This is a genomic window from Streptomyces sp. NBC_00299, assembly GCF_036173045.1.
GTDB classification, from domain to species: Bacteria; Actinomycetota; Actinomycetes; order Streptomycetales; family Streptomycetaceae; genus Streptomyces; species Streptomyces machairae.
Window position 1 is genome coordinate 4,097,097 of the sequence record NZ_CP108039.1, and the last position, 22,319, is coordinate 4,119,415.

The following is a 22,319-nucleotide window of genomic DNA, read 5'->3' on the forward strand; positions in this document are numbered from 1 at the left end:
TGGAACGTCGCCGACCCACGCGGTCGGGTGTGTCGAATCCGGCGGACTCCCGCCGCAAGGCGAAAAAACAGCACAGATTACGGTGGCCGCTCACAGCTCGCGATGCGGGTGAAGGCACGCACGAGAGCCAGGGCACACCCCAGGCACAAGGTCTGAGCGTACCTACCTCATTCGCTGCGGTCAAAACAAATGGGCCTCGCCCGCATCGCCATACGGCCGATGTCAAGACCGTGCACCATGTTTGATCTTCGAATCGGCGATCCTGGCATGTCAGCGCCACATCGCAGGATCGACGAAACGACCGCCCACAGCCGTCATGCCGACAGGGCGGCAGCGACGATCATCAACGTCAGCATCGCCGCCCAGGCCGCGTTCGACAGCCACCCCAGCACGAGGCCGGTGAGGGCGAGGCCGTCCCCGCCCTCACCGGTTCGGCGAATCTCGGAGCGAGCCGCGTGCCCCAGGACGACGGCCGGAATGCCGGTCAGCCCGAAGCTCACGAGGCACAGCACCCCGCAGACCACCGAACCGACGGCTTTGCCGTTCGTCAGCGGCCGGGGCGTCGCCAGAAACGTCGGTGGTACGGGCATCACGGGCGCCGGGTGCGGCATGGGGCCCTGCGGCAGGTCGGCGACCAGCAGGGCAAGCTCCCCGACCGTACGGGCCGTGTAGGCCCGTGAGACCCGCTGCTCGAACTCGGGATGCTCCAGCCGGCCCTCGCCGTAACCGGCTCTGAGCACGTCCACGGCGCGCTCACGGTCGGCGTGCGAGGCGAGCATCGACGGCACGCTCGGGCCCGTCCACGGCTGCGGCGCGCCGGCGCCGGACCAAGGCTGCGGCGCGCTGCTGCCCTTCCATGGCTCCCATGGCTGCCCCGGCTGCCACGACGGATGCGTCATGGAGCACCTCCCCCGTACTGGTCGGAGTCCCTCCATGATGCGCCGAACCGGCACCGAGGGCATCGGGGTCGCCCCCGAGAAAACCCGGAGACGGCCGCGACGGCCTGAAAGAGGCCAGGAAAACAAGCCACACACGCCGAAGGGCGGCCACCCCGGAAGGTGACCGCCCTCGACTGTGCCTGACTCAGGCTGCTCGCTTACTGGTTGTACGGACCGTAGTCGTAGTCCTCCAGCGGAACGGCCTGGCCGGAGCCGGTGCCGAACGGCGAGTAGTCGATGTCGTCGTAACCGACGGCCGAGTACATCGCGGCCTTGGCCTCCTCGGTCGGCTCGACCCGGATGTTGCGGTAGCGGGACAGGCCCGTACCGGCCGGGATGAGCTTACCGATGATGACGTTCTCCTTGAGGCCGATGAGGCTGTCGGACTTGGCGTTGATCGCCGCATCCGTCAGGACTCGGGTCGTCTCCTGGAAGGAGGCGGCCGACAGCCAGGATTCCGTCGCCAGCGAGGCCTTAGTGATACCCATCAGCTGCGGACGACCGGAGGCCGGGTGACCGCCCTCCTGGACCACACGACGGTTCTCGGTCTCGAACTTCGAGCGCTCGACCAGCTCGCCGGGCAGCAGCTCGGCGTCGCCGGACTCGATGATCGTCACACGGCGCAGCATCTGCCGGATGATGATCTCGATGTGCTTGTCGTGGATCGACACGCCCTGCGAGTTGTAGACCTTCTGGACCTCGCCGACCAGGTGGACCTGGACGGCACGCTGACCCAGGATGCGCAGCACGTCGTGCGGGTTGGTGGCACCCACGGTGAGCTTCTGGCCCACCTCGACGTGCTCGCCCTCGCTGACCAGGAGTCGGGCACGCTTCGAGATCGGGAACGCCGTCTCGTCGCTGCCGTCGTCCGGGGTGACGACCAGCTTCTTGGTCTTCTCGGTCTCCTCGATCCGCACGCGGCCGGTGGCCTCGGAGATCGGGGCGACACCCTTCGGGGTACGGGCCTCGAAGAGCTCGACGACACGCGGCAGACCCTGGGTGATGTCGTCACCGGCCACACCACCGGTGTGGAAGGTACGCATCGTCAGCTGGGTACCGGGCTCACCGATGGACTGGGCGGCGATGATGCCGACCGCCTCACCGATGTCGACCAGCTTGCCGGTGGCGAGCGAGCGGCCGTAGCACATGGCGCAGGTGCCGACGGCGGACTCGCAGGTCAGGACCGAGCGGGTCTTGACCTCCTCGATGCCGGCCTTGACCAGCTGGTCGATGAGGACGTCACCGAGGTCGACGCCCGCCGGGGCGAGCACCTTGCCGTCGACGACGATGTCCTCGGCGAGGCAGCGCGCGTACACGCTGGTCTCGGCGTTGTCCGCCTTGCGCAGCACGCCGTCCGCGCCGCGCTCGGCGATGGCCAGCTTGAGGCCACGCTCCGTGCCGCAGTCCTCCTCGCGGATGATGACGTCCTGGGAGACGTCGACCAGACGACGGGTGAGGTAACCCGAGTCGGCGGTACGCAGGGCGGTGTCCGCCAGACCCTTACGGGCACCGTGCGTGGAGATGAAGTACTCCAGCACGGACAGGCCCTCACGGAACGAGGCCTTGATCGGACGCGGGATGGTCTCGTTCTTCGCGTTCGACACCAGACCACGCATACCGGCAATCTGACGCATCTGCATCATGTTGCCTCGTGCACCCGAGTTCACCATCATGAAGATCGGGTTGGTCTTCGGGAAGTTCTCGTTCATCGCCTCGGCAACCTCGTTGGTCGCCTTGGTCCAGATCGCGATGAGCTCCTGCGTGCGCTCGTCCTTGGTGATCAGACCGCGCTCGTACTGCTTCTGGACCTTCTCGTCCTGCGCCTCGTAGCCCTTGACGATCTCCTTCTTCGCCTCGGGAACGACGACGTCGGAGATGGCGACGGTGACGCCGGAACGGGTGGCCCAGTAGAAGCCGGACGCCTTCAGGTTGTCGAGCGTCGCCGCCACGATGACCTTCGGGTAGCGCTCGGCGAGGTCGTTGACGATCTCGGAGAGCTGCTTCTTGCCGACCTCGTAGTCGACGAACGGGTAGTCCTCGGGCAGCAGTTCGTTGAAGAGCGCACGGCCGAGCGTGGTCTTCAGACGGAAGCTGTCACCCTGCTGCCACTCCGGCTCGCCCTCTTCCTGGGCGGGCGGCATCCAGCCACGCGGCGGGATGGTGCCCACCGGGAAGCGGATGTCGATCTTCGACTGGAGCGAGAGCTCGCCGGCGTCGAAGGCCATGATCGCCTCGGCCACGGACGAGAAGCCGCGGTCCGCGCCCTTCACGTTCCGCATCTCGCTGTCCGTGGTGAGGAAGAACAGACCGAGGACCATGTCCTGGGTCGGCATCGTCACCGGACGGCCGTCGGCGGGCTTGAGGATGTTGTTCGAGGACAGCATCAGGATGCGGGCCTCGGCCTGCGCCTCCGCGGACAGCGGCAGGTGCACGGCCATCTGGTCACCGTCGAAGTCCGCGTTGAACGCGGTGCAGACGAGCGGGTGGATCTGGATGGCCTTGCCCTCGACCAGCTGCGGCTCGAAGGCCTGGATGCCGAGGCGGTGCAGGGTGGGAGCACGGTTCAGCAGAACCGGGTGCTCGGCGATGACCTCTTCGAGGACGTCGTACACGACCGTGCGGCCGCGCTCCACCATGCGCTTGGCGCTCTTGATGTTCTGCGCGTGGTTCAGGTCGACCAGGCGCTTCATCACGAACGGCTTGAAGAGCTCCAGCGCCATCGCCTTGGGCAGACCGCACTGGTGCAGCTTCAGCTGCGGACCGACGACGATCACGGAACGCGCGGAGTAGTCCACACGCTTACCGAGCAGGTTCTGACGGAATCGACCCTGCTTACCCTTCAGCATGTCGCTGAGGGACTTCAGCGGACGGTTACCGGGACCGGTGACCGGGCGACCACGACGACCGTTGTCGAACAGCGCGTCGACGGCCTCCTGGAGCATGCGCTTCTCGTTGTTCACGATGATCTCGGGCGCACCGAGGTCGAGAAGGCGCTTCAGTCGGTTGTTCCGGTTGATCACACGGCGGTACAGGTCGTTCAGGTCGGAGGTCGCGAAGCGGCCACCGTCCAGCTGCACCATCGGGCGAAGGTCCGGCGGGATGACCGGCACGCAGTCGAGCACCATGCCCTTGGGGCTGTTGCTGGTCTGCAGGAACGCGGAGACGACCTTCAGGCGCTTGAGCGCACGGGTCTTCTTCTGGCCCTTGCCGGTGCGGATGATCTCGCGGAGCTTCTCGGCTTCCTCGTCGAGGTCGAAGGACTCCAGGCGCTTCTGCAGCGCCGCGGCACCCATCGAGCCGTCGAAGTACGTGCCGAAGCGGTCACGCAGCTCGCGGTAGAGCAGCTCGTCGCCCTCGAGGTCCTGGACCTTGAGGTTCTTGAACCGGGTCCACACCTCGTCGAGACGGTCGATCTCGCGCTGCGCACGGTCGCGCAGCTGCTTCATCTCACGCTCGGCACCCTCGCGCACCTTGCGGCGCACGTCGGCCTTGGCACCCTCGGCCTCGAGCTCGGCCAGGTCGGTCTCGAGCTTCTTGGCGCGGGCCTCCAGGTCGGCGTCCCGGCGGTTCTCGACCTGCTGCCGCTCGACGGAGACGTGCGCCTCCAGGGAGGGCAGGTCACGCGTACGGCGCTCCTCGTCGACGTACGTGATCATGTACGCCGCGAAGTAGATGACCTTCTCGAGGTCCTTGGGAGCCAGGTCGAGCAGGTAGCCCAGCCGGCTCGGGACACCCTTGAAGTACCAGATGTGCGTGACGGGCGCGGCCAGCTCGATGTGGCCCATCCGCTCACGACGCACCTTGGCGCGAGTCACCTCGACGCCGCAGCGCTCACAGATGATGCCCTTGAAGCGGACACGCTTGTACTTGCCGCAGTAGCACTCCCAGTCCCGGGTCGGACCGAAGATCTTCTCGCAGAAGAGTCCGTCCTTTTCGGGCTTGAGGGTGCGGTAGTTGATGGTCTCGGGCTTCTTGACCTCGCCGTGGCTCCACTGACGGATGTCGTCAGCGGTGGCCAGACCGATCCGGAGCTCATCGAAGAAGTTGACGTCGAGCACTATGCGTCAATCCCTCTCAGGGTTGTAAGTCTTGGGGTCTGAAACGGGGGCCTGGGGGTCGGCGGGGCCCTGTGGGTAAGGGCCCCGCCGGACTCCCGTCAGACCTCTTCGACGCTGCTCGGCTCGCGCCGGGACAGGTCGATGCCGAGCTCCTCCGCAGCGCGGAAGACGTCCTCGTCGGTGTCACGCATCTCGATGGACATACCGTCGCTGGACAGCACCTCCACGTTCAGGCAGAGCGACTGCATCTCCTTGATGAGCACCTTGAAGGACTCGGGGATGCCGGGCTCGGGGATGTTCTCGCCCTTGACGATGGCCTCGTAGACCTTCACGCGGCCGGTGACGTCGTCGGACTTGATGGTCAGCAGCTCCTGGAGGGCGTACGCGGCGCCGTATGCCTCCAGCGCCCACACCTCCATCTCACCGAAGCGCTGGCCACCGAACTGGGCCTTACCACCCAGCGGCTGCTGGGTGATCATGCTGTACGGGCCGGTCGAGCGGGCGTGGAGCTTGTCGTCGACCAGGTGGTGCAGCTTCAGGATGTACATGTAGCCGACCGAGATCGGCTCCGGGAAGGGCTCACCCGAGCGGCCGTCGAACAGCGGGGCCTTACCGGTCGGGAGCACCATGCGCTCGCCGTCGCGGTTCGGGATCGTGTGCTCGAGCAGACCGGCGAGCTCGTCCTCACGCGCACCGTCGAAGACGGGGGTCGCGACGTTCGTGCCCGGCTGGACCGCGTCGGCGCCGATCGCCTGGAGGCGCTGCGCCCACTCCTCGCCGAGGCCGGAGACGTCCCAGCCGCGGCTGGCGAGCCAGCCGAGGTGGATCTCCAGGACCTGTCCCGGGTTCATTCGGGACGGCACACCGAGCGGGTTGAGGATGATGTCGACCGGGGTCCCGTCCTCGAGGAACGGCATGTCCTCGATGGGCAGGATCTTGGAGATGACACCCTTGTTGCCGTGGCGGCCGGCGAGCTTGTCACCGTCGGTGATCTTGCGCTTCTGCGCCACGTACACGCGCACAAGCTGGTTCACACCGGGGGGAAGCTCGTCGCCCTCCTCGCGGTCGAAGACGCGGACGCCGATGACCTTGCCGATCTCGCCGTGCGGCACCTTCAGCGAGGTGTCACGGACCTCACGGGCCTTCTCACCGAAGATCGCGCGCAGCAGGCGCTCCTCCGGGGTCAGCTCGGTCTCGCCCTTGGGCGTGACCTTGCCGACGAGGATGTCTCCGGCGACGACCTCGGCACCGATACGGATGATGCCGCGCTCGTCGAGGTCGGCGAGGACCTCCTCGGAGACGTTCGGGATGTCCCGGGTGATCTCCTCGGGGCCGAGCTTGGTGTCACGGGCGTCGACCTCGTGCTCCTCGATGTGGATCGAGGAGAGGACGTCGTCCTGCACGAGGCGCTGCGACAGGATGATCGCGTCCTCGTAGTTGTGACCCTCCCACGGCATGAACGCCACGAGCAGGTTCTTGCCCAGCGCCATCTCGCCGTTCTCGGTGGCCGGACCGTCGGCCAGGACCTGGCCCTCGATGATCCGGTCGCCCTCGTTGACGATGACCTTCTGGTTGACCGAGGTGCCCTGGTTGGAGCGGGCGAACTTGGCCAGGCGGTACGTGATGTACGTGCCGTCGTCGTTGGCGGTGGTGATGTAGTCCGCGGATACCTCCTGGACCACACCCGCCTTCTCGGCCTTGACCACGTCGCCGGCGTCGACCGCGGAGCGGTACTCCATGCCGGTGCCGACGAGCGGCGACTCGCTCTTGATGAGCGGGACGGCCTGACGCATCATGTTCGCGCCCATGAGGGCACGGTTGGCGTCGTCGTGCTCGAGGAAGGGGATCATGGCGGTCGCGACCGACACCATCTGGCGCGGCGAGACGTCCATGTAGTCCACGTCGTCACCGGCGACGTAGTCGACCTCGCCGCCACGGCGGCGGACCAGGACGCGGTTCTCGGTGAACCGCATGTCGTCGTTGAGCGTGGCGTTGGCCTGCGCGATGACGAAGCGGTCCTCTTCGTCGGCCGTCAGGTAGTCGACCTCGTCGGTGACGACACCGTCGGTGACCCGGCGGTAGGGCGTCTCGACGAAGCCGAACGCGTTGACGCGACCGTACGAGGCGAGCGAACCGATCAGACCGATGTTCGGGCCTTCGGGAGTCTCGATCGGGCACATACGGCCGTAGTGAGACGGGTGCACGTCACGGACCTCGAAGCCGGCCCGCTCACGGGAGAGACCACCCGGACCAAGAGCCGACAGACGGCGCTTGTGGGTGAGACCCGACAGCGGGTTGTTCTGGTCCATGAACTGCGACAGCTGGCTGGTGCCGAAGAACTCCTTGATGGAGGCGACGACCGGCCGGATGTTGATCAGGGTCTGCGGCGTGATCGCCTCGACGTCCTGAGTCGTCATGCGCTCACGGACGACGCGCTCCATACGAGCCAGACCCGTGCGGACCTGGTTCTGGATGAGCTCGCCGACGCTGCGCAGACGACGGTTGCCGAAGTGGTCGATGTCGTCGGTCTCGACAACGATCGTCTGGCCGTTGTCCGCGGCCGTCTCGGTCTCGCCGGCGTGCAGCTTCACCAGGTACTTGATCGTCGAGATGATGTCCTCGACGGTCAGGATGCCCGCGTCGAGCGGAGCCTCCGCACCCAGCTTCTTGTTGACCTTGTAGCGGCCGACCTTGGCGAGGTCGTAGCGCTTCGGGTTGAAGTACAGGTTCTCCAGAAGCGTCTGCGCGGCCTCACGCGTGGGGGGCTCGCCCGGACGCAGCTTGCGGTAGATGTCGAGCAGCGCGTCGTCCTGGCCCTGGGTGTGGTCCTTCTCCAGGGTGGCGCGCATGGACTCGTACTCGCCGAACTCCTCGAGGATCTGCTCGGTGGTCCAACCGAGAGCCTTGAGCAGAACGGTCACGGACTGCTTGCGCTTGCGGTCGATGCGGACACCGACCATGTCGCGCTTGTCGATCTCCATCTCCAGCCAGGCACCCCGGGACGGGATGATCTTGGCCGAGAAGATGTCCTTGTCGGACGTCTTGTCGATGGAGGAGTCGAAGTAGACGCCGGGCGAGCGGACCAGCTGGGACACCACGACACGCTCGGTGCCGTTGATGACGAAGGTGCCCTTGTGGGTCATGAGCGGGAAGTCGCCCATGAAGACCGTCTGGGACTTGATCTCGCCGGTCTCGTTGTTGGTGAACTCAGCCGTCACGAAGAGCGGAGCGGCGTACGTGAAGTCGCGCTCCTTGCACTCGTCGATGCTGTTCTTCGGCGGCTCGAAACGGTGGTCGCGGAACGTCAGCGACATCGACCCGGAGAAGTCCTCGATCGGGGAGATCTCCTCGAAGATCTCCTCCAGACCGGACTTCGTGGGGACGTCCTGACCGGACTCCAGAGCCGCCTCGACCCGACTCTGCCAGGCGGTGTTGCCGAGCAGCCAGTCGAAGCTCTCGGTCTGCAGCGCGAGCAGGTTGGGAACCTCGAGGGGCTCCTTGATCTTTGCAAAGGAGATGCGCAGCGGGGCGGTGCTGGCGCCGTTGTTCGTATTCGCGGTCGAGGCAGTGCGCGAGGCGGCCAAGAGGGGGTCCTTCCGAGGGCTCGGACTCACTACGCGCGTACCGGCCCCTCACAGGGACACAGAGACAGGGGTTTCCTTCTCCGACCAAAGAATGGCCAGGTCAGGGAGGTCCGGTCATCGGTGCTCAAGCGAGGGCATGCCCCTGGTGACGGGCAGGGGACAGCTAACAGGCAGCGCAAAGGGTCAGTGTAGCCACTTGGCACACTGATGTCCAGTGCGGGTTTTTCGCGACCCTCGTTGTTCTCAACGCCCTCGTTCTCAACGCCCTCGGCATGCTCGCCCTCAATGCACGTTGATACTGCCCTCTTCGCCGCCGATCCATGCCTCGGATTCGGATCCTTGTGACGACGCGTCCTGAGAATTGCGCGCTGCGTGCGGTTCGTCAAGGCCCCCATGCCCGACGCGGGCGCGCCCAGGGACACGACGAAGATCACCATACCCCTCGCCGTAGCGGGCGCAAGGCAACCGTGGCCGCGCCCCCAGGAACGCCGAAGAGCGACCACCCGAATGGATGATCGCTCTTCGGTGCGACTGCGTTACAGCCTCGGAGGGCTGTATTTCAGCAAGCGCGAAGGTCGTGGTCGACCAGCAAGACCGGGAAGGTCTTACTTGACCTCGACGGAGGCGCCGGCGCCCTTGAGGGACTCGGCGGCCTTCTCGGCGGCGTCCTTGGCGACCTTCTCAAGAACGGGCTTCGGGGCGCCGTCCACGAGGTCCTTGGCCTCCTTCAGACCCAGGGAGGTCAGCTCACGCACGACCTTGATGACCTGGATCTTCTTGTCGCCGGCACCGGTGAGGATGACGTCGAACTCGTCCTTCTCCTCGACGGCCTCGGCGGCGGCGCCACCAGCGGCACCACCGGCGACGACGACCGGCGCGGCAGCGGCGGCGGTGACGTCGAACTTCTCCTCGAACGCCTTCACGAACTCGGAGAGCTCGATGAGGGTCATCTCCTCGAACTGCGCGAGCAGGTCTTCCTGGCTGAGCTTCGCCATGATGGCGGTCCTTCCACTAAATCGGCAGGTGCCGGATGTACTGGGTGTGGCGGGCGTACGTCGGCCCGCTGTGGCCTCCGCGTTCAGGCAGCGGGGGCCAGTGTGCGAGCCGAGTTACTCGGCACCGCCCTGCTCGTCCTGCTTGGCACGGAGCGCGTCCACGGTGCGGACGAGCTTCGACGGCAGCGCCTGGAAGACGGAGGCAGCCTGGGACTGCTTGCCCTTCATGGCACCGGCCAGCTTGGAGAGCAGAACCTCGCGGGACTCGAGGTCCGCAAGCTTCTTGATGTCGTCGGCGGACAGCGCCTTGCCGTCAAGGACACCGCCCTTGATGACGAGGTTGGGGTTGTCCTTGGCGAAGTCGCGGAGACCCTTCGCCGCCTCGACCGGGTCACCGGTCACGAAGGCGACGGCCGACGAACCCGTGAAGAGGTCGTCGATCGTGTTGATCCCGGCCTCATTGGCCGCAATCTTGGTCAGCGTGTTCTTCGCCACACGGTAGTTAGCGTTCTCACCGAGTGAACGACGCAGCTGCTGGAGCTGCGCCACGGTGAGACCGGTGTACGCGGTAACGACGGCGCCGTTGGAGTTGCGGAACTTGTCCCGCATCTCCTCGACGGCATCGACCTTGTCTGGCCTCGCCATGAGCCTCGGCCTCCTTCCGGGTGATTCGGACCGCGCGGACCCGAAGGAGGACTGGGGAAAACGAAACGCCCCGGCGCAGGCGCACGGGGCGGACTCGACCGGTGGCACATACGGTGGACGTACGCACTCCGGGAGTTCTTCCACAGTCACCTGCGCGGGTCGTCCGCAGTTTTCAGCGGATCCTTCGGCCACCGCACCCTCTCGCGAGCGCACGGCAACGACCAGCGGTCTTTGGCTTCTGTAGGAGAGTACGGGACGGAATCGCCGTCAGGCAAATCGGCCCCTACCGTGCTCAGCTCCCCTTCTTCTTCAGGGGCTTGCGCAGGTCCGCGGTGTCGTCGGCTCGTGGCGCCCGGACCGTCACCGCCTTGTCGTGGTCGAGGAAGGTGAACGTGAGGTCGAGCGTGCCGTGACGCCCGAAGCCCTGCGTGCGAAGCCGCTTGATGCGGTCGTCGCCGCCGACCCACACATCCAGGGTGAGCTCGTCCACGCCCAACTTCTCGTACTGGTCGAGGCTGTTCCGGCGCCCCTCCCGGGCCGTCTTGTCGTTCACCTCGTCCAGGGAGGCGCGGAGCTCGTCGACGTTGGCGGTCCCCGCGTAGTGCGTGGAGTCGGCGCCGTCGACCTTCTCGGAGCCGATCCGCTTCACGTGCTCGGCGGCTGCCAGGAAGGCGGCCTCCCGGGCCGGGTTGCGGCTGACCTGGTCACGTAGACCGCCGACGTCCATACGCAGGCCACCGTGCGTGGTGAACTCGGCATTCGGGCCGTAGCTGATCCAGTGCCGGCCGCCCATCTCCTCGACCATGTCGCCGGTCGCGCTGCCGTACAACACCCCGTCGACCAACCTCAGCTCGGACTCCCCCCGCTGATCGCCGCTCAGGTTGGCCGTCCGGAGCCGCGCCCCCACCGGCTGCGTCGTACGGACGGTCGCCTCGTCCGCTATTCGCCCTCGCTCGGGAAACTGCCCGGTGACCCGATAGCTGAGGGACGTCACGTCCTCGGTCTTCTCCACGGCCCGCGCGACCGCGGCGCCGGCCGATGCGTCCGCGGACGACTCCGAGCCGACTCCTGTGCCACAGCCGGCCAGCACCAGCGCGGCAAGGCCGATGCCTGCCACCCGTTGCGGCACGAAGGCGCGCACGCCAAGCCGCATTGACTCCCGCAAGGTTCCCCCCAGGAACGGTCGTTCAGAATTCAGAACTCATGAGTCAGAGCTCACGAGTCAGCAGTCAGCAGTCAGCAGTCAGCAGTCAGCAGTCAGCAGTCAGCAGTCAGCAGTCAGGGGCGCTCGGAGCCCTTCAGCAGCTCCTTGAGGTCCGCTGTGTCCCCCGCCGCAGGTCTCTCGACCTTGGTCTTCACCCCGTAGTCGCTGTAGTACGCGGTCTGGGTCAGCGCTCCCGTGGCCGTCCGGCCCTTCTCGACCTTCTTGACCAGCAGGTCCCGGTCGTCGACCCATATGTCGACGGTCTGCTGGGCGGCACCTTCCCCCTGCACCGTGCCGGAGTAGTGCCTGGTGCGCTCGCCCCTCACCGTCTCCTCGCCGACCTTGCGTGCGTCAGTGGAGGACAGCAGCAGCTTCACCGACGTATGCGGCGCGGTCCCCCGCATCTGGTCCGCGAGCGCGGCTCCGGAGGTGCCGGCGAGGTCGTCCAGGTCGTCGTAGGGGTACTTGATCCAGTGCTTGCCGTAGGTCTTCTCGGCGAACGCGTCGCCCATGCGCGCGTAGTAGGCGTCGGGGAGGTAGCGAGCCTCCATCGACGTGGTGCCGAGGCGGCGCATCGTCTCGGCCGTCGTGCCGCCGGTGTAGGTGATCGTCAGGGTGCCGGTGAGGCCGTCGCTCCAGGCGAGGGTGCCGTCGGCCTTCATCGACAGCGTCGAGCCCATGGTGGTCGTGGATCTGACGCGGGCGGACTCGGCCTGGCCGGTGGATCGCTCGACGGTGCGCAGGGCTGCCGTCACGGCGCGAGCGGGCGCAGTGGGATCCGCCTCGCCGAGGTCGTCGGAGGACATACAGGCGGCCAGGGCCGTCAGCGCGGTCGGCAGCGCGACCCACAACGCCGACCGGCGCGCCCTCGTGCTCGTCATTCGTCCCCCCTGTGCGAATCCCGTGAATGCACGTTAACCCAGGGCACTGACAAACAGAGGAGACAAACGGGAAGACAGGGACGGGCCCCGCACCCGGGAAGGGTGCGGGGCCCGTTTCGAGCCTGGTGAGCCGTTGGCTCAGACCGCGGCCGGGTCCTCCTCGACGAGGAGGTTGCGGGTGCGGTTCGGGTCGACCGGAACGCCGGGGCCCATCGTGGTGGTGATGGCGGCCTTCTTGATGTAGCGGCCCTTGGCGGCGGACGGCTTCAGACGAAGGATCTCGTCCAGCGCGGCGCCGTAGTTCTCCACCAGCTTGGTGTCGTCGAAGGACGCCTTGCCGATGATGAAGTGCAGGTTCGAGTGCTTGTCGACGCGGAACTCGATCTTGCCGCCCTTGATCTCGGTCACGGCCTTGGCCACGTCCGGGGTCACGGTGCCGGTCTTCGGGTTCGGCATCAGACCACGCGGGCCGAGGACACGGCCGAGGCGGCCGACCTTGCCCATGAGGTCCGGGGTGGCGACGACGGCGTCGAAGTCCAGGCGGCCCTTCGAGACCTCGTCGATCAGCTCGTCGGAGCCGACGATGTCGGCGCCCGCGGCACGCGCGGCCTCGGCACGGTCACCGGTCGCGAAGACCAGGACCCGGGCGGTCTTACCGGTGCCGTGCGGAAGGTTCACGGTGCCACGGACCATCTGGTCGGCCTTGCGCGGGTCGACACCCAGACGGAAGGCGACCTCGACGGTGCCGTCGAACTTGGTCGCGGACGTCTCCTTGGCGAGACGGACGGCCTCGAGCGGGGCGTAGAGCTTGTCCCGGTCGATCTTGGCGTCCGCAGCGCGGAGAGTCTTGCTGCGCTTGCTCACTACTGCTCCTGGGTTTCTTAGGAGTTGTGGTCCGGGCCGAGCAGGCCCTGCCACTCACTTCTGCTGGGAAGGTTGGGCTCAGCCCTCGACCGTGATGCCCATGGAACGGGCGGTGCCGGCGATGATCTTCGCGGCGGCGTCCAGGTCGTTGGCGTTGAGGTCGGGCATCTTGGTGGTGGCGATCTCGCGGACCTGCGCCTCGGTGATCTTGGCGACCTTGGTCTTGTGCGGCTCGCCGGAGCCCTTCTCAACACCCGCAGCCTTGAGGATCATCTTGGCGGCCGGCGGAGTCTTGGTGATGAAGGTGAAGGAGCGGTCCTCGTAGACCGTGATCTCCACCGGGATGACCCAACCGCGCTGCGACTCGGTCGCGGCGTTGTAGGCCTTGCAGAACTCCATGATGTTGACGCCGTGCTGGCCCAGCGCGGGGCCGACCGGCGGGGCCGGGTTGGCGGCACCGGCCTGGATCTGGAGCTTGATGAGCCCCGTGACCTTCTTCTTCTTGGGAGGCATGTGCTCTCTCTCCGGGTCTTAGTGAGAGTGTTCAGCCATCCAGTCCGGATCATCCGGATGGAGGCATACCGCACAACGATAACGGGTATCTATGCGCGGCCAAAAACCGAGCAGGTCAGAGCGGCTACGAGAGCCGATCTGACCTGCTCGGAAGCGGTGTGTCCAGAAGGAACCGGAGCAGCCCGGAAAGGGCTAGTTCTTCTGGATCTGGTCGAAGCTGAGCTCGACCGGGGTCTCACGGCCGAAGATCTCGACGAGGCCCTTGACCTTCTTCGAGTCGGCGTTGATCTCGTTGATCGTGGCCTGCAGCGTGGCGAACGGGCCGTCGGTGACGGTGACCGAGTCGCCGACCTCGAAGTCCAGCACCTGGACCTCGACCTTGCGCTGCGGAGCGGGCTTGCCCTCGGCCTCGGCGGCCTCACGGGCGGCCTTCTCCTCGGCCTCCGGGGCGAGCATCTTGACGATCTCGTCCAGGGTCAGCGGGTACGGGTCGTAGGCGTTGCCCACGAAGCCGGTGACGCCGGGGGTGTTGCGGACGACGCCCCAGGACTCGTTCGTCAGGTCCATGCGGACGAGGACGTAGCCCGGCAGCTTGTTCTGCTTGATCGTCTTGCGGTCGCCGTTCTTGATCTGGACGACCTCTTCCTGCGGCACCTCGGCCGCGAAGATGTAGTCCTCGACGTTCAGCGAGACGGCGCGCTGCTCCAGGTTGGTCTTCACGCGGTTCTCGTAGCCGGCGTAGGTGTGGATCACGTACCACTCACCGGGCAGCGTGCGAAGCTCCTCACGCAGGGCGGCGACGGGGTCGACGGGCTCGGCCTCCTCCTCGGGGGCCTCTTCCTCGTCCTCGACGTGCAGCGCGGCTTCCTCGGCGGGCTCGCCCGCCTCGGCATCGGCAGCCTCGACCTCGTCCAGGTCCTCGTCCGCGCCCTCGACGATGTCGAGCTCGTCTTCCACGGACTCGTCCGGCTCGACGGCGTCGTTCAGGTTCTGGTCAGACACGGTGGCTGCTTCTTCCTGGATACATAGGGGTGGAACATGCGAAAGGGGCGCCGGTAACCACGGCGCCCTTCGCTCTTGGCTCAGCCGAAGACGTACTTGGCTGCGTTGTCGAGCCCATAGTCAATCACGGTCACCAGACCGATCATGATGACGACGAAGATGATCACCACAGTGGTGTACGTCGTCAGCTGGTTACGCGTCGGCCAGACAACCTTGCGGAGCTCCGCGACAATCTGGCGGTAGAAGAGCGCGAGTCGCTTCAGCGGGCCCTTCTTGGCGCGCTTGCCACCCTTACGGTTCTTCTTGGACTCCGGCGCCTCGTCCTGGGCATCAGGCATGTCGATGGAGCCCACGGCGTCCGTCACTCGTCCTCACCTGATTCCGGGTCGTGGCCGTGCCGCGCCCGGTCTGGACCGCACGGCGGTGCATTGCTGTACGTACATGCGCACACATCCTGGCGAAGGAGTGTGTAGCAGGGCCGGAGGGACTTGAACCCCCAACCGCTGGTTTTGGAGACCAGTGCTCTACCAATTGAGCTACGACCCTTTGTGTCTGTCCACCAACGTACCGCATCCGGACGGGTGCTCGGTGTACACCCGGCGACTGCGGACCGCTGATGGCCAACGAGGTGAGAGTGTACGTGGTCCTGGGCGCGCCGTCGAACAGAAAGTGCCCGTGGGGGGCTTGGTCGGCGAAAGATCGGCCGAAGATCATCGGCCGCAAGACACAAGATCCGCTGGCCGTGGCCACGATCCGCACGGTTGTTCAACTGATGTTCAGTCCGTGAAACCCCTGTGCCGGGCGAGTTTCCTGTCTGAAACGATGGGACCCATGAGCCCTGCAACCCCTCCCACCGAGCGCCGGGTCTCCGCCCGAGTCGGCGCGATCTCCGAGTCCGCCACCCTCGCCGTGGACGCCAAGGCCAAGGCCCTCAAGGCCGCCGGGCGTCCGGTGATCGGTTTCGGCGCCGGTGAGCCCGACTTCCCGACCCCGGACTACATCGTCGAGGCCGCCATCGAGGCGTGCAAGAACCCGAAGTACCACCGCTACACCCCGGCCGGCGGTCTGCCCGAGCTGAAGACCGCGATCGCCGCCAAGACGCTGCGCGACTCCGGCTACGAGCCCGACGTGTCGCAGATCCTGATCACCAACGGCGGCAAGCAGGCCATCTACGAGGCCTTCGCCGCGATCCTCGACCCGGGCGACGAGGTCATCGTCCCGGCCCCGTACTGGACGACGTACCCGGAGTCGATCCGTCTCGCGGGCGGTGTCCCGGTCGAGGTCGTCGCCGACGAGACGACCGGCTACCGCGTCTCCGTGGAGCAGCTGAAGGCGGCTCGTACGGAGAAGACGAAGGTCGTCCTCTTCGTGTCGCCGTCCAACCCGACGGGCGCGGTCTACAGCGAGGCCGAGACCGAGGCCATCGGCCGCTGGGCCGTCGAGCACGGCCTGTGGGTGCTGACGGACGAGATCTACGAGCACCTGGTCTACGGCGACGCCGTGTCCGTGTCGCTGCCCGCGGTCCTGCCGGAGCTGCGCGACAAGTGCATCGTGGTCAACGGTGTCGCCAAGACGTACGCCATGACGGGCTGGCGGGTGGGTTGGATCATCGGCCCGAAGGACGTGGTGAAGGCTGCGACCAACCTCCAGTCGCACGCCACGTCGAACGTCTCGAACGTCGCCCAGGTCGCTGCTCTGGCCGCGGTGTCCGGTGACCTGGACGCGGTCGCGAAGATGCGTGAGGCCTTCGACCGCCGCCGCAAGACGATCGTGCGCATGCTCAACGAGATCGACGGCGTGCTCTGCCCGGAGCCCGAGGGCGCCTTCTACGCCTACCCGTCGGTCAAGGCCCTGCTCGGCAAGGAGATCCGTGGCAAGCGCCCGCAGGACACGGTCGAGCTGGCCGCGCTGATCCTGGAGGAGGCCGAGGTCGCGGTGGTGCCGGGCGAGGCCTTCGGCACGCCGGGCTATCTGCGGCTGTCGTACGCGCTCGGCGACGAGGACCTCGTCGAGGGCGTGAGCCGCATCCAGAAGCTGCTGGCGGAGGCCAGGGACTGACGTCCGCCTTCCGTTTCTCAGGGGTCACCTCCGGTTTTCCGGAGGTGACCCCTTTTTCCTTGGGTGACTCATATGTTTGTGCGAGCAAGACCACTAACGGGGAAACCGCTACCGGGAGGGCGGACACGTACGGCAGGATCCTGGAATGGAGCGTGTACGTGATGTCTCTGAACTGCCGAAAGCCCATCTGCACCTGCACTTCACCGGCTCGATGCGGCCGGCGACCCTGCTGGAACTGGCCGACAAGTACGGCGTGCGTCTGCCCGAGGCGCTGACCGACGCGCTGACGCGTGGCGAGTCACCGAAACTGCGGGCGACGGACGAGCGGGGCTGGTTCCGCTTCCAGCGCCTGTACGACGCCGCGCGCTCGTGCCTGCGGCAGCCGGAGGACATCCAGCGGCTGGTCAGAGAGGCTGCGGAGGAGGACGTCAGGGACGGTTCCGGCTGGCTGGAGATCCAGGTCGACCCGACGTCGTACGCACCCCGGCTGGGCGGTCTGATCTCAGCGCTGGAGATCATCCTGGACGCGGTCGAGACGGCGACGCGCGACACGGGGATCGGGATGCGTGTCCTGGTCGCCGCGAACCGGATGAAGCACCCCCTGGATGCCCGCACGCTGGCGCGGCTCGCTGTGCGGTACGCCGACCGGGGCGTCGTCGGCTTCGGGTTGTCGAACGACGAGCGCCGGGGCATGGCGCGGGACTTCGACCGTGCCTTCCACATCGCCCGTGAGGGCGGCCTGCTGTCGGCCCCGCACGGCGGCGAGCTGACCGGCCCGTCCTCGGTCCGTGACTGCCTGGACGACCTGGACGCGAACCGGATCGGCCACGGGGTGCGCGCCGCCGAGGACCCACGGCTGCTGAAGCGCCTCGCCGACAGGGGCGTGACATGCGAGGTCTGCCCCGCGTCGAACGTCGCCCTCGGCGTCTACGAGAAGCCGGAGGACGTCCCGCTGCGGACCCTGTACGAGGCCGGCGTCCCGATGGCCCTGGGCGCCGACGACCCCCTCCTCTTCGGCTCGCGTCTCGCCGCCCAGTACGACATCGCCCGCCACCACCACGCCTTCACCGACGAGGAACTGGCGGAACTGGCGCGGCAGTCGGTGCGGGGGTCGGCGGCGCCGGACGAGGTGAAGGCGAAGCTGTTGGCCGGCGTGGACGACTGGCTCGCCTAGGCCGCTCGCCCCGTGACCGGCGTCAGTCGGCGATACCTGCCAGCAGCGTGCGGGCCAGCCGGGCGGCGAACTCGTCCACCGGCGGCCGTACGGTCTCCTTCGTCGCGTCATAGGCGAACGCCCGCTGCGCGCAGGCTCCCATCAGCAGCGACGCCGCCGCGAACGTGTCCGTGTCCGTGCTGACCCGGCCCAGTTCCTGCTCGGCCCGCAGGTAGGTGTCGAGCTCCTGGATGGGCACGTGCGGGCCCGACCCCATCTGCCGTATGGCGTCGTCGTGCCGCCGCTTGAGCTCGGTCTGTGCGTACAGCGACGCGGCGATCGGGAAGCTCTGTTCGTAGAACAGCGCCGCCTGGCGGGCGATCTCGGTGAGGTTCTCCTCGAGGGACCGCCGACCCGGCTCGGCGGCGAGGCTGCTGAGCAGGGGGCGCAGTGGGGGCAGGCGCTCGGTGAGCACTCGGATGAACAGCTCTTCCTTGCTTTCGAAGTGCTTGTACAGCGCCGCCTCGGAGCATCCGGCCGCCCGCGCGATCTCCTTCGTCGTGGCCCGAGCGAGCCCGACGGTGAGCATCAGCTCATGGGCCGCGTCGAGGAGTCGGACCCGGGTCGGCTTGTTCTCCATGGCTTGTCCAATCGCCCTTGACGGGTGGGTGAGTACTTACTCACTCTAGAGGGGAGGTGCGGGTGAGTGAATACTCACCCACCTCTCCGACGACCCTTCTCATGCGTACGGGAGCTCTCATGAAACTCACCGTTTTCGGTGCCACCGGCGGTATCGGCAAGGAGATCGTCCAGCAGGCCCTGGACGCCGGTCACGAGGTCACGGCCGTCGTACGGGACCCCGCGCGTCTCCCCCTCGCCGGTGACCGTCTGGAGGTGTTCCGCGCGGATCTCACCGACGCCGGGGCGCTACGGCCCGCCGTCGCCGGACGCGACGCCGTGCTGTCCGGCCTAGGTGCCCGCGGGCGCAAGGACGCGGGGGTCGCGGCGAGGCTGACCCGGACGGTGCTTGCGGCCCTGGAGGCCGAGGAGGTGCGGCGGCTGCTCGTGGTCAGCGCCGCGCCGGTCGGGCCCGCGCCCAAGGGGGACGGGTTCCTGGACCGTGCCGTACTCGGCGTCGTGTCGGCGGTCCTCAAGGACATCTACGCCGACCTGCGGGAGATGGAGGCCGAGGTGGCCGGCAGCGGCACGGACTGGACGCTCGTACGGCCGCCGCGTCTGCAGGACAAGCCGCTCAGCGGCGGGTACCGGACCGTCGTGGGCGGGTTTCCGAGCAAGGGGCGCTTCATCGGGCGGGCGGATGTGGCGCACGCGATGCTGCGGATGGTGGGGGACTCGGCGACGGTGAAGCAGGTGGTGGGGGTGGCCTACTGACGGCCCCGGCTGCGGGCTCGGGCCGGGCCCCGGACGTACCGGGGCTATCGGGCGTACCGGCTAGAGGCTGACTCCGACCGTCACCGGCTCGTTCACCAGCGTGATGCCGAAGGTGTCGCGCACTCCTGCGACGACCTCGCGGGCGAGCGCGAGGAGGTCCTCGGTGGTTGCTTCGCCGCGGTTGGTGAGGGCGAGGGTGTGCTTGGTGGAGATGCGGGCGGGGCCGGTGCCGTAGCCCTTGGTGAAGCCGGCCTTGTCGATGAGCCAGGCCGCGGAGGTCTTGGTGTACGCCGCCCCTGCCGGGTACGCGGGCGGCTCCACGTCGGCGCCGAGGTGCTCGTGCACGCGCGCGTGGAACGCCGTGAACTGCTCGTCGGTGAGGATCGGGTTGGTGAAGAAGGAGCCGGCCGACCAGGTGTCGTGATCCTCCGGGTCCAGGACCATGCCCTTGCCGGCACGCAGCTTCAGCACGGTCTCGCGGGCGGCAGCCAGGGGTACGCGGTCGCCGGGTTCGACGCCGAGGGCGCGGGCGGTCTCGGCGTACTTGATCGGGGCGGAGAGGCCTTCGGCGCTCTCCAGCCGGAAGCGGACGCGCAGGACGACGTAGCGGTCGGGGTCGGCCTTGAAGCGGCTGTGGCGGTAGGAGAAGGCACAGTCGGCGTTCGGGATGACGACGGTCCGGCCTACCTGGCGGTCGTACGCGATCACCTCGGTGATCGTCGAGGAGACCTCCTGGCCGTACGCACCGACGTTCTGGATCGGCGTGGCGCCTGCGGAGCCGGGGATTCCGGCGAGGCACTCGATGCCGGCGAGCCCGGCTTCCACAGTGCGGGCGACGGCATCGGTCCACACCTCGCCTGCGGCCAGTTCGAGCGTGCCGCCGTCCAGCTCGAAGCCCTTCGTGGCGATGACGAGCGCGGTGCCGTCGAAGCCCTTGTCCCCGATGACCAGGTTCGATCCCCCACCGATGATCAACAGCGGGGTGCCGTCGGCGTCGGCCTCACGCACGACGTCGATCACCTCTGCGTCGGTGGTGGCGGTGACCAGCCGGGTGGCGGGGCCGCCCAGGCGGAAGGTCGTGAGGGGGGCGAGGGGGGCGTCGTGGAGTTCCTGCACGGGCTCAAGAGTACGAGACGGTGGGGGGTGGGGTGCCTGCGGCGGCCTGTGGCTGTTTCGGTGGGGGTGCGCGTAGCGCCTGCGGTGCGGTGGGTGGGGCGGGGCGGCGCTGCGGAGGTACGCCACCACCACGGCCACCCCGCCGGTCACTTTTCAGCGCCGGTGGGCATCATTCAGCCCGTCTGGGGGTGCCCCCTCTGGGGGAGTTTGAGGACGAGGCCGTTCAGGCCGATGGGGGTCCAGGGGGCGCAGCCCGCTGGCGGGGTCGAAGGGGCGGAGCCCCTGGAGGACGGGAAGGGTAGGGGCGGCGGGGGCGAGAACTGCTGCCGGGCGGCACCCCCGCCGCGTTCAGGTCCGGTCAGCCGGCGACCGCCTCCAGCGTCGGCGCCTGCTCCGCCGGCCGCACAACCTCGTCACCCCGCCCTCGCCCTCGCCCCGGGATCAGCAGCGCAGCCACCCCCGCGACAGCCACCACCACCGCACCGGTGACCAGCGCGGGCCGCAACCCGTCGACGAAGGTCTGGCCGGTCTCGTACCCACCCTGCGCGGAGAAGATCGACGCCATGACGGCGATGCCGAGCGCGCCGCCGACCTCACGCAGGGCGTTGTTCGCGCCGGACGCGATGCCCTGCTCCGAGACGCGGACGCCGGACATCACCAGGTGGGCGGCCGGGGCGAAGAACAGGGCCATGCCGATGCCGCTGATGATCAGGCCGGGCAGCTGGGCGGCGTAGGAGACGTCGGCGGTGACCACGGACGCCATGTAGGCGAGGCCGACGGCCTGGAGGAACAGTCCGGTGGCCACGACGGGCCGGCCACCGATGCGGTCGGCGAGGATGCCGGCGATCGGCGCGACGAGCATCGGCATGCCGGTCCACGGCAGCATCCGCAGCCCCGCCTCCGTCGGCGAGTAGCCGAGCACGATCTGCATGTACTGGCTGAGCAGGAAGATCGACCCGAACATGCCGAGGAACATCAGCATGCTCGCGGCATTGATCCCGGAGAACGCCCGGGAGCGGAACAGCCGCATCGGCAGCATCGGGTTCTTGGCGCGCGTGCTGTAGAGGACGAACCCGACCAACAGCGCGCCTCCGGCGAACAGGCCGGTCAGAACCAGGCTTCCGGTCCAGCCGTCGGCGGGGCCGCGCACCAGGCCGTACACGATCCCGAAGAGACCGCCGCTGGCGAGCAGGGTGCCGGGGATGTCGAGCCGGGCGCCGACGCCGTACGACTCGGCGAGGCGCAGCCGGGCGAGCGGCAGCAGGGCGAGGCCCAGCGGAACGTTCAGCCAGAAGATCCACTGCCAGGAGATGTGCTCGGTGAGGCTGCCGCCGATCAGCGGCCCCGACGCGATCGCGAGCCCGTTGACGGCACCCCAGATGCCGTACGCCATCCCGCGCTTTGCCGCGGGCACGGCCGCCGTCAGCAGGGTCAGCGTCAGCGGCATCATGATCGCCGCACCGGCGCCCTGCACCGCGCGGGCGGCGATCAGGGAGTCGATGCCGGGCGCGAGGGCCGCGGCGGCGGACGAGGCCGTGAAGATCGAGATGCCGACGAGGAAGAGTCGGCGACGGCCGAAGCGGTCGCCGAGCGCCGCGCCGAACATCAGCAGGACGGCGAAGGTGAGTGTGTACGCACTCACCGTCCACTCCAGGTCGTGCAGCCCTCCGCCCAGGTCCTCGCGGATGGAGGGCAGTGCGGTGGTGACGACGAGGTTGTCGAGCGCCGCCATGAACCCGGCGACGCTGGTGATGATCAGGGCCCAGGCGGCCCCGCCACGGCGCGTGGTCCGCGCGTTCTGTTTGGTCAGGTGTGACATCGGTCCCCCAGAAGTGATCCGTTCCGGTTACTGCTTCAGGCTGCTCAGGTAGTTATCGGTCACTAACTTTCGAGATCACGAAGAGCCCAGGTGAGCC

Annotated in this window: 18 protein-coding genes and 1 tRNA gene; 4 read left to right on the forward strand and 15 right to left on the reverse strand. The window is 67.7% G+C overall.

The genetic code is table 11. The annotated features are described in order from the left end of the window. Positions 1-314: 314 nt before the first annotated feature. From OHT51_RS17780 to OHT51_RS17835, 12 genes are all read right to left on the reverse strand, one after another. Positions 315-899: a DUF1707 and DUF4190 domain-containing protein gene (locus tag OHT51_RS17780; protein ID WP_328879920.1), complete on the reverse strand. Its 585-nt coding sequence runs from the start codon at positions 897-899 to the stop codon at positions 315-317. A gap of 197 nt (positions 900-1,096) precedes the next feature. Then, positions 1,097-4,996 (reverse strand): DNA-directed RNA polymerase subunit beta', encoded by a 3,900-nt coding sequence (locus tag OHT51_RS17785; protein WP_328879921.1) that lies wholly within the window; start codon positions 4,994-4,996, stop codon positions 1,097-1,099. Between the two features lie 98 nt (positions 4,997-5,094). Further along, on the reverse strand, positions 5,095-8,580 hold the full coding sequence (gene rpoB, locus OHT51_RS17790; protein ID WP_328879922.1) for a DNA-directed RNA polymerase subunit beta: 3,486 nt from the start codon (positions 8,578-8,580) through the stop codon (positions 5,095-5,097). Positions 8,581-9,185: 605 nt separating this feature from the next. Continuing rightward, positions 9,186-9,575: a 50S ribosomal protein L7/L12 gene (gene rplL / locus OHT51_RS17795; RefSeq protein WP_062706819.1), complete on the reverse strand. Its 390-nt coding sequence runs from the start codon at positions 9,573-9,575 to the stop codon at positions 9,186-9,188. A gap of 114 nt (positions 9,576-9,689) precedes the next feature. Further along, the gene (rplJ, locus tag OHT51_RS17800) at positions 9,690-10,220 is read right to left on the reverse strand and encodes a 50S ribosomal protein L10 (protein ID WP_215119470.1); all 531 of its coding nucleotides are present in this window, start codon (positions 10,218-10,220) and stop codon (positions 9,690-9,692) included. 292 nt (positions 10,221-10,512) lie between these two features. After that, positions 10,513-11,373, reverse strand: coding sequence for a hypothetical protein (locus OHT51_RS17805; RefSeq protein ID WP_328879923.1), 861 nt, complete (start codon positions 11,371-11,373; stop codon positions 10,513-10,515). A 125-nt stretch (positions 11,374-11,498) separates the two neighbouring features. After that, entirely contained in the window at positions 11,499-12,305 is an 807-nt protein-coding gene (locus tag OHT51_RS17810) for a hypothetical protein (protein WP_328879924.1), read from the reverse strand. A 138-nt stretch (positions 12,306-12,443) separates the two neighbouring features. Continuing rightward, a complete protein-coding gene (gene rplA, locus OHT51_RS17815; protein WP_328879925.1) occupies positions 12,444-13,169 on the reverse strand; it encodes a 50S ribosomal protein L1 in 726 nt (241 codons plus the stop codon). Between the two features lie 78 nt (positions 13,170-13,247). Further along, complete coding sequence (gene rplK / locus OHT51_RS17820) at positions 13,248-13,682, reverse strand: 50S ribosomal protein L11 (RefSeq protein ID WP_028805116.1); 435 nt, start codon at positions 13,680-13,682, stop codon at positions 13,248-13,250. Between the two features lie 192 nt (positions 13,683-13,874). After that, entirely contained in the window at positions 13,875-14,684 is an 810-nt protein-coding gene (nusG, locus tag OHT51_RS17825) for a transcription termination/antitermination protein NusG (protein WP_328424665.1), read from the reverse strand. A gap of 80 nt (positions 14,685-14,764) precedes the next feature. Beyond that, complete coding sequence (gene secE / locus OHT51_RS17830; RefSeq protein WP_328879926.1) at positions 14,765-15,049, reverse strand: preprotein translocase subunit SecE; 285 nt, start codon at positions 15,047-15,049, stop codon at positions 14,765-14,767. Between the two features lie 108 nt (positions 15,050-15,157). After that, positions 15,158-15,230, reverse strand: a tRNA-Trp gene (locus tag OHT51_RS17835). A 70-nt stretch (positions 15,231-15,300) separates the two neighbouring features. Between OHT51_RS17835 and OHT51_RS17840 the strand changes: the two genes are divergently transcribed. From OHT51_RS17840 to OHT51_RS17850, 3 genes are all read left to right on the forward strand, one after another. Further along, positions 15,301-15,471 carry a hypothetical protein gene (locus OHT51_RS17840; protein ID WP_328879927.1) on the forward strand — a complete coding sequence of 57 codons (171 nt, stop codon included), beginning with the start codon at positions 15,301-15,303 and terminating at the stop codon, positions 15,469-15,471. Positions 15,472-15,515: 44 nt separating this feature from the next. Then, complete coding sequence (locus OHT51_RS17845; RefSeq protein ID WP_328879928.1) at positions 15,516-16,742, forward strand: pyridoxal phosphate-dependent aminotransferase; 1,227 nt, start codon at positions 15,516-15,518, stop codon at positions 16,740-16,742. Positions 16,743-16,887: 145 nt separating this feature from the next. Beyond that, positions 16,888-17,916, forward strand: a complete 1,029-nt coding sequence (locus OHT51_RS17850) for an adenosine deaminase (protein WP_328879929.1) — start codon at positions 16,888-16,890, stop codon at positions 17,914-17,916. A gap of 22 nt (positions 17,917-17,938) precedes the next feature. On the opposite strand, the gene OHT51_RS17855 is transcribed toward OHT51_RS17850, so the two are convergent. Next, a complete protein-coding gene (locus OHT51_RS17855) occupies positions 17,939-18,535 on the reverse strand; it encodes a TetR/AcrR family transcriptional regulator (RefSeq protein WP_328879930.1) in 597 nt (198 codons plus the stop codon). 119 nt (positions 18,536-18,654) lie between these two features. Between OHT51_RS17855 and OHT51_RS17860 the strand changes: the two genes are divergently transcribed. Continuing rightward, positions 18,655-19,287 carry an NAD(P)-dependent oxidoreductase gene (locus tag OHT51_RS17860; RefSeq protein WP_328879931.1) on the forward strand — a complete coding sequence of 211 codons (633 nt, stop codon included), beginning with the start codon at positions 18,655-18,657 and terminating at the stop codon, positions 19,285-19,287. A 60-nt stretch (positions 19,288-19,347) separates the two neighbouring features. Here the strand turns inward: OHT51_RS17860 and OHT51_RS17865 are convergent, their stop codons facing one another. Together OHT51_RS17865 and OHT51_RS17870 are read right to left on the reverse strand one after the other, a co-directional pair. Then, positions 19,348-20,403: a UDP-N-acetylmuramate dehydrogenase gene (locus tag OHT51_RS17865; RefSeq protein WP_328879932.1), complete on the reverse strand. Its 1,056-nt coding sequence runs from the start codon at positions 20,401-20,403 to the stop codon at positions 19,348-19,350. 358 nt (positions 20,404-20,761) lie between these two features. Next, positions 20,762-22,222, reverse strand: coding sequence for an MFS transporter (locus OHT51_RS17870; protein WP_328879933.1), 1,461 nt, complete (start codon positions 22,220-22,222; stop codon positions 20,762-20,764). Between the last annotated feature and the right edge of the window lie 97 nt (positions 22,223-22,319).

What these genes read in the sequence shown, in the direction of transcription:
- OHT51_RS17840 (WP_328879927.1), top strand. Translation starts at nt 15,301, where the DNA reads ATGGCCAACGAGGTGAGAGTGTACGTGGTCCTGGGCGCGCCGTCGAAC.
- OHT51_RS17850 (WP_328879929.1), top strand. Translation starts at nt 16,888, where the DNA reads ATGGAGCGTGTACGTGATGTCTCTGAACTGCCGAAAGCCCATCTGCAC.
- OHT51_RS17845 (WP_328879928.1), top strand. Translation starts at nt 15,516, where the DNA reads ATGAGCCCTGCAACCCCTCCCACCGAGCGCCGGGTCTCCGCCCGAGTC.
- OHT51_RS17810 (WP_328879924.1), bottom strand. Translation starts at nt 12,305, where the DNA reads ATGACGAGCACGAGGGCGCGCCGGTCGGCGTTGTGGGTCGCGCTGCCG.
- OHT51_RS17805 (WP_328879923.1), bottom strand. Translation starts at nt 11,373, where the DNA reads ATGCGGCTTGGCGTGCGCGCCTTCGTGCCGCAACGGGTGGCAGGCATC.
- rplK (WP_028805116.1), bottom strand. Translation starts at nt 13,682, where the DNA reads ATGCCTCCCAAGAAGAAGAAGGTCACGGGGCTCATCAAGCTCCAGATC.
- OHT51_RS17780 (WP_328879920.1), bottom strand. Translation starts at nt 899, where the DNA reads ATGACGCATCCGTCGTGGCAGCCGGGGCAGCCATGGGAGCCATGGAAG.
- OHT51_RS17870 (WP_328879933.1), bottom strand. Translation starts at nt 22,222, where the DNA reads ATGTCACACCTGACCAAACAGAACGCGCGGACCACGCGCCGTGGCGGG.
- OHT51_RS17860 (WP_328879931.1), top strand. Translation starts at nt 18,655, where the DNA reads ATGAAACTCACCGTTTTCGGTGCCACCGGCGGTATCGGCAAGGAGATC.
- OHT51_RS17855 (WP_328879930.1), bottom strand. Translation starts at nt 18,535, where the DNA reads ATGGAGAACAAGCCGACCCGGGTCCGACTCCTCGACGCGGCCCATGAG.
- rplL (WP_062706819.1), bottom strand. Translation starts at nt 9,575, where the DNA reads ATGGCGAAGCTCAGCCAGGAAGACCTGCTCGCGCAGTTCGAGGAGATG.
- rplJ (WP_215119470.1), bottom strand. Translation starts at nt 10,220, where the DNA reads ATGGCGAGGCCAGACAAGGTCGATGCCGTCGAGGAGATGCGGGACAAG.